The 6,371-nt window shown below is 63.1% G+C and carries 7 protein-coding genes; 3 read left to right on the top strand and 4 right to left on the bottom strand.

Features of this window, described 5'->3' with window-relative positions; translation table 11 throughout:
* A partial coding sequence (locus tag AC0L2C_RS17920) for an efflux RND transporter permease subunit (protein WP_473524015.1) occupies positions 1-1,383 on the top strand: 1,383 nt, incomplete at its 5' end.
* A 98-nt stretch (positions 1,384-1,481) separates the two neighbouring features.
* Complete coding sequence (locus AC0L2C_RS17915) at positions 1,482-1,640, top strand: DUF3309 family protein (protein ID WP_091593346.1); 159 nt, start codon at positions 1,482-1,484, stop codon at positions 1,638-1,640.
* 114 nt (positions 1,641-1,754) lie between these two features.
* Here AC0L2C_RS17915 and AC0L2C_RS17910 read toward each other — a convergent pair whose 3' ends face one another.
* A complete protein-coding gene (locus AC0L2C_RS17910; RefSeq protein ID WP_287238288.1) occupies positions 1,755-2,714 on the bottom strand; it encodes an NAD-dependent epimerase/dehydratase family protein in 960 nt (319 codons plus the stop codon).
* Positions 2,715-2,808: 94 nt separating this feature from the next.
* Between AC0L2C_RS17910 and AC0L2C_RS17905 the strand changes: the two genes are divergently transcribed.
* Positions 2,809-3,720, top strand: coding sequence for a LysR family transcriptional regulator (locus AC0L2C_RS17905; RefSeq protein WP_128181997.1), 912 nt, complete (start codon positions 2,809-2,811; stop codon positions 3,718-3,720).
* Here AC0L2C_RS17905 and AC0L2C_RS17900 read toward each other — a convergent pair.
* The 3 genes from AC0L2C_RS17900 to AC0L2C_RS17890 all read right to left on the bottom strand — a co-directional run bounded on the left by AC0L2C_RS17900 (position 3,678) and on the right by AC0L2C_RS17890 (position 6,200).
* Positions 3,678-4,874 carry an MFS transporter gene (locus AC0L2C_RS17900; RefSeq protein ID WP_473524014.1) on the bottom strand — a complete coding sequence of 399 codons (1,197 nt, stop codon included), beginning with the start codon at positions 4,872-4,874 and terminating at the stop codon, positions 3,678-3,680. The genes AC0L2C_RS17905 and AC0L2C_RS17900 overlap by 43 nt on opposite strands.
* Positions 4,875-5,068: 194 nt before the next feature.
* Complete coding sequence (locus AC0L2C_RS17895; protein ID WP_023797020.1) at positions 5,069-5,377, bottom strand: DUF1244 domain-containing protein; 309 nt, start codon at positions 5,375-5,377, stop codon at positions 5,069-5,071.
* 25 nt (positions 5,378-5,402) lie between these two features.
* The gene (locus AC0L2C_RS17890; RefSeq protein ID WP_473524013.1) at positions 5,403-6,200 is read right to left on the bottom strand and encodes an N-formylglutamate amidohydrolase; all 798 of its coding nucleotides are present in this window, start codon (positions 6,198-6,200) and stop codon (positions 5,403-5,405) included.
* Between the last annotated feature and the right edge of the window lie 171 nt (positions 6,201-6,371).

Here is a 6,371-nt window from a genome sequence, read left to right as displayed (position 1 = left end):
GAAGACGTGGTCGGCGTGATCCAGTACGAGTTCGTCGACTGGCGCGAGCGCAAATCGGCGAACGCCATCCTGGACGAACTGCGCGGCGTCATGGCCGGCATTCCCGGCGTCGACGTCGAGGTTCGCGTGCCCGAGGCCGGCCCGCCCACAGGCAAGCCGATCCAGATCAGGCTGTCAGCCGTCGACCCGAAAGGTCTCGACGACAAGGCGCGCGCCGTCGCCGCACGCATTGCCAAGGTGCCCGGCGTCATCGACATTTCCGACGGCCTGCCGCCGCCTGGCGTCGACTGGGCGCTCGACGTCGATCGCGCCAAGGCGGCGCAATACGGCATCAGCCCGACGTCAGTCGGCACGGTGGTGCAACTGGTGACGAACGGGCTGAAGCTCAGCGAATACCGGCCGGCCGGTGCGGACGACGCCGTCGACATCAGGCTGCGCCTGCCCGAGGACCGGCGCACGCTGTCGACCCTCGACGACCTCAGGGTGCAGACGTCGCAAGGGTCGGTGCCGATCTCGAATTTCGTCGTGCGCAAGCCCGAGCCGACGGTCGGCATCCTCAACCGCATCGACGGCGCGCGCACCGTGGTCGTCCAGGCCAATGTCGCCGCCGGCGAGCAGGTCGCTTCTGTCCAGCAGCAGGTCAGCCAGGCTGTCGCCGAAGTGGATCTCGGCAGCGGCATACGCTGGAAGCTTGCCGGCTCGAACGAGGACAGCGCCGAGGCCAGCGCTTTCCTCAGCAAGGCCTTTGGCGCGGCGATCTTCCTGATCTTCCTGGTGCTTCTGATGCAGTTCAACAAGTTCACCAGCGTCTGGCTGGTGCTGTCCTGCGTGGTCATGGCGACCGTCGGCGTGTTCCTGGGATTGCTGTTGACTGGAGAGGCGTTCGGCATCGTCATGTCGGGCATCGGCGTCATCGCGCTGGCCGGCGTGGTGGTGAACAACAACATCGTGCTGATCGACACCTACGACCGGCTGCGCGAAGAGGGCTGGGACAAGATGGACGCGGTGCTGCAGACTTGCCGCGAACGTGCCCGCCCGGTGGTGCTGACGGCGGTGTCGGCGATCCTCGGTGTGCTGCCGATCGCTTTCGGCCTCGGTCTCGAAATCTTCCATCACGAGACGACGATCAACGCGCCGTCGACGCAATGGTGGATTTCACTGTCCTCGGCGATCGTCTTCGGCCTGTCCTTCGCCACCTTGCTGACTCTGGTGGTGACACCGTCGATGCTGATGGTGTTCACGCGTAGCAAGAACAGCCGCTTCTATGCATTCTTCCGTCGGGTGTTCCGGCGCGGAACGCCAGCCAATGCGACTATGGAGACCTCCGCAGGGCCGGGCTTGCTCGACGAGCCGGCGATTGACTTCTCGAAGGCCGCCGAATAGGTCGCTCCCTTCAGCCCAGGTAGAAAAGGCCGCCGGGAACAACCCAGCGGCCTTTTGCATTGTCCTGTCATGGAATGCCTCAAAGCGGGGAGTTTCTCATGACGCTCAGCACCATTCTCATCATCATTCTGATCCTCATTCTGATCGGCGCGGTGCCGGCATGGCCTCATTCGCGTTCCTGGGGTTATGGTCCCTCCGGCATCGTCGGCGTCATCCTGATCGTGCTGCTGGTGCTGCTGCTGATGGGCAGGATTTGACCCGGAGTTGGTGCACGAATGCTACAGCGCTGCGCGTCCTTTTGGACTCACAGCGCTGTAGCATTTGATTTTGCGCATGGTCCTTTCCGAGCCTTCGGTTCGAAACGCACGTTTTCAGGCAGCTTTCGAAACGCCATCAATCGTGGCCACACCGATATCATCGAGGGCTTCTGCCACCGCCCTATCCAGCGGCGTATGCGGGATCGTGCCGAGGATGCTTTCCAGTCTTGCCGAGACCAACTGGTGTGGCTCGAAGCGGAGATAGGACATCGAGACGAGCTCGCGCCACATCGCCACGAACGGACTGCCGGCGCGCAACACCCACCACGGCATCGACGTCAGTTTCAACGTGCGCCCGAGCGCCTGCTCCGCGGCGGCCTTGATCTCCAGATCGGTAACGGCGTGGCCGGGAAAGTTCAGCGCCTCGTAGGTGCCGAGCTTGTCGAGATTCTCAGTCAGTCCGACGAAAGCCTTGGCCATATCAGGCAGATAGGCCCATTCATGCAGGAGATCGGCCGGCCCGGGGGCGGTATAGACGCCCTTGTCCATCTTGGCGGCCACCATCAGATCGAACCACGATCCGGTGCCGGTGCCGCCGAAGAAATCGCCGGCTCGCAGCAGAATGGTCCGCACTCGGCCTGCTTCGGCCTCGCGGCGGAAGAGGTCTTCCATGGCGACGCGGATGCGGCCCTTTTCCGTCGTCGGGTGGAATGGCGTGTCTTCGGTGATGACCGTCGGCATCGGCGAGCCGTAGTTGTAAACGCTGCCGGGAGCGAGGTGCAATGCGTGGTTCGCCCGGCACGCGGCCATGACGTTCTCGGCCATCGGCAGGCACTTGCCCCAGTCGGTATAGATCGGGTTGAGGCCGTTGAAGATGATGTCGACGCCTTCGGTGGCGCGGATAAGCGCTTCGCGATCGAGCCCGTCGCCGGTGACGGCCGCCGAGCCGATGAGTTCTGCCGTTATCTTGCCGCTGCGGGTGATGACGCGGACATCATAGCCGGCGTCGATGAAGGCCTTGGCAACCACGCGGCCGAGCCGGCCATTGGTTCCCAGAATTGCGATCTTGGTCATGTTTGGTTTCCGTGTTTGCGTTACGGTCACAATATGATCCGCCCGCAAACGAATGGAAATTGACTGAATCTGGCAACATGATATTCAGTTTTGAATGGAAATCGACTGGAATCTGATCAAGAGTTTCGTCACCGTGGCGGAAACCGGCAGCCTGTCCGCTGCCGCGCGCAAGCTGGCTGCAAGCCAGCCGACGCTCGGCCGCCATATTGCCGAGCTGGAGCAGGCGCTCGGCGTCACCCTGTTCCGGCGCGGGCGGCGCGGCTACGCGCTGACGGAAGCCGGCAGCACGCTCTACGAACGCGGCCGGGCGGTGAGCGAGCAGGCAAGCGCCTTTTCGCTATTGGCGCTGGGATCGGTCGAGGCGATCGAGGGCACGGTGCGCATTGCCGCCAGCGAGGTGGTGGCGGCCTATGTCCTGCCAGAGATGACGGCGCGGCTGGGTGCCGAGGAGCCCGGCATCGAGGTCGAGATCGTCGCGTCGAACCAGGTCGAGAATCTTTTGCGCCGCGATGCCGACATCGCTATCCGCATGGTCAAGCCGGCCCAGAACGAGGTGGTGGCGCGCAAGGTGGCAGACATTCCGCTCCGCGCCTGCGCGGCAAAATCCTATCTCGACCGGCGTGGCCGTCCGCGCGAACCCGGCGATCTTGCCGGCCACGACCTGATCGGCTTCGACCGCAGCGATGAGATCATTCGCGGCTTTGCCCAATTCGGTGTCCTGCTCACCCGCAATGCCTTCCGCTTCAGGACCGACAACCAAATCGTGCTGTGGGAGGCGGTGCGGGCGGGAAACGGCATCGGCTTTGGCCAGGAGCCGCTGGCCGACCGCGATCCGCTGGTGGAGACAGTGCTGCCGGGCCTCGGGCTGCCGACGCTGCCGGTATGGCTGGCCATGCACCGCGACGTACGCACCAGCGTGCGCATCCGCCGTGTCGCGGATTTCCTCTATGAGGAGTTGAAGCGCTATTCGGCCGGGGCCGCGTCAGGCGCGAATTCGGCGCGGTGAGCGAGCCCGGCCATCAAGAATACGACGACCAGCAGTCCCGACAAAGCGACAAAGATCGGACCGAAGCTTGAATGCTCGGCGATGAAGCCGATTGCCGACGGCGCCACCAGAATGCCGGAATAGCCCATTGTGGTGACGACGCTCATGCCGGTGCCGGACGACATGCCTTCCTGGTTGCCGCCGGCCGAAAACAGGATCGGCACCATATTGGCGATGCCGAAGCCGCAAAAGGCAAAAGCTGAGATGGCGAGCCAGGGCGAGGGCGCAAGACCCGCCACCAGCATGCCGGCAGCGGCGACAAGCGCCGAAACGCGCAATGTCGTCACGGCGCCGAAACGGTTGCGGACGCCGTCGCCAACGAAGCGCATGACTGCCATGACGCCGGAAAAAGCGGCGTAGGCCAAACCAGCTACGGCGAGGTCGGTGCCGAGTTCCTGTTGCAGGTAAAGCGCTGCCCAGTCGAGCACCGCACCCTCGGAGATCATCGTCATCAGCGCCATCAGCCCGACCAGATAGACCAGCGGATTTCCAGGCAGCGCGAACTTGCGATGCCCGATTACCCCCGAGGATGCTTGGACTGGCTTGTCCTCCGCGATCAGGTAGCGGACTGCCACTGCAATCACGGCGAAAGCGAGCGCCGTCACCACCGTCGCATGGGCGAGATGACCGTAATTCTGGATGGCGAGGCCACCGAGAGCGCCGCCGGCGAAACCGCCAAGGCTCCAGAAGCCGTGCGAGGACGACATGATGGCCCGGGACAAGCGCCGTTCCACCGTGACCGCATTGGCGTTCATGGCGACATCCATGCCGCCGATCGAACCGCCAAAGATGAACATGGCGATGGCCGCTAGCGGCACGTTTGGAGCCAGCGCCACAACCAGCAGCCCGAAGCTGCCGATGAGGCCGAACCAACTCAGCACGGTGCGCGACCCATGCCTGGAGATCAGGTGGCCGCACCAGGTCATCGCTGTGACCGCGCCGGCGCCGAACAGCAGGATCAGCAGGCCAAGCGTGAACTTGCTGATATCCAGCCGGGTCAGCACCACCGGGATCTGCGGCGCCCAGGCGCCGGTCAGAAAGCCATTGGCCAGGAAGATGGCCGCCACCGCCCATCGTCCACGAATGGCGGCCTGCATGCGGTTTAGCGTGTCCATCGTGTAGAATCCGATGCGAAAAATAGTTTCGCGCCGCAAATTAGATCGATTCAATCCTCAGTCAAGCGCTCGTTCTTGAAAAGTGCTTGGGCCAAACGGCTCGCTTGCACCCAGGTTGATGAAGCCGATCTGGTCGGGCTTTGTTCGACCACGATCTTATCCGAAAACCGGTTTCCACTTTCGGGATCGTGGTCTCAGTGATCCCTGGGGCGTCTTGCCTCGAACTCGGCCTTCTTGGCATTGGAGGCGTCGGTCTGGTTGAGCGCCTGCCATTCGGCATAGGGCATGCCGTAGATGATCTCGCGCGACTGGTCCTTGCTGAGATCGACACCCTCGGCCTCGGCGGCATCGCGATACCAGTTGGAGAGGCAATTGCGGCAGAAGCCGGCGAGGTTCATCAGGTCGATGTTCTGTACGTCCGTGCGTTCGCGCAGATGCGCGACCAGTCGGCGGAAGGCGGCGGCTTCGAAATCGCGTTTCTGCTCGTCGCTGAGTTCGGTCATGTGTTCTGGGCCTCCTTGGGCCTCCTTAGAGCGGCCCGGTGCGCGAGCCGAATCGTTTGACCCGATGTATATCGGGACGGCGATTGATCGCGTCAACGATCGGCGCCAGCCGTTCGGCCCAGGCGACCGCATCCTGCCGATCGGCGATCAGGTCCTGACGGATTTCGATCAGCGCATGGGCAAATCCGTTGACGATGGCATGTCTGAACATGGTGTCGCCGCGCAGCGCGCCGTCGTAGGGCTCATTGTCGCCGACGACAAGGCTTTTGTCCTCGGCGAGCATGTCGATCAGCGGTCGCGCCACCCGGTCGTCGCGATCCCACAAGATGCCAACATGCCAAGGGCGCACGAACCCCTGCATGAACGGGGTGAAGGAATGCACCGAAAGGATAAAGGGGGCGTTTGCGCAAGCCTGCGCCACCGAGGCGATCATGGCGCCGACCGCATCGTGGTAGGGTCGATAGAAGCGGTCGAGCCGCCTTTCACGTTCTTTCAAGGTAAGTGGATAATTCCCCGAAATGACGGTGCCGTCATAGAGTTGGCGGATCAGCGTCGGATCGTCTTCGCCGCGATTGGGATCGATCAGAAGTCGCGAAAAATTGGCGAGTACCGCCGGCACGCCGAGCAAAGCGGCCAGTTCGCGCGTCACCGTCTCGACACCGATGTCGTAAGCGATATGGCGGTCGAATTCCGCCGCCGGCAGGCCGAGGCTGCCATACTCGTCCGGCAGGTCGCGACGGGCGTGATCGGCCAGGAGCACGATGCCTCGCTTGCGATCGCCTTCGACGACGTCGAAAGGCGCGAAAACTGTGGATCGGGTCATCGGCGGGAAATGGTCTGTTCGCTGGCTTCGGGGGAGGATGGTATCCTCATTCCACGAAGGGGACGATTACGCAATGCCGTCGTTTGGCCACGGTTTCTGCGGAAATCTGGCAGAAGGCGACTGGCCGTGCGCCGAAGCCTTTCTAAATCGATTGGAATTGAGCGGGAGGGC

The organism is Mesorhizobium sp. WSM4845 (assembly GCF_055811455.1).
The sequence above is the reverse complement of the archived record's forward strand: the minus strand, read 5'-3'. Positions and strand labels throughout refer to the sequence as shown.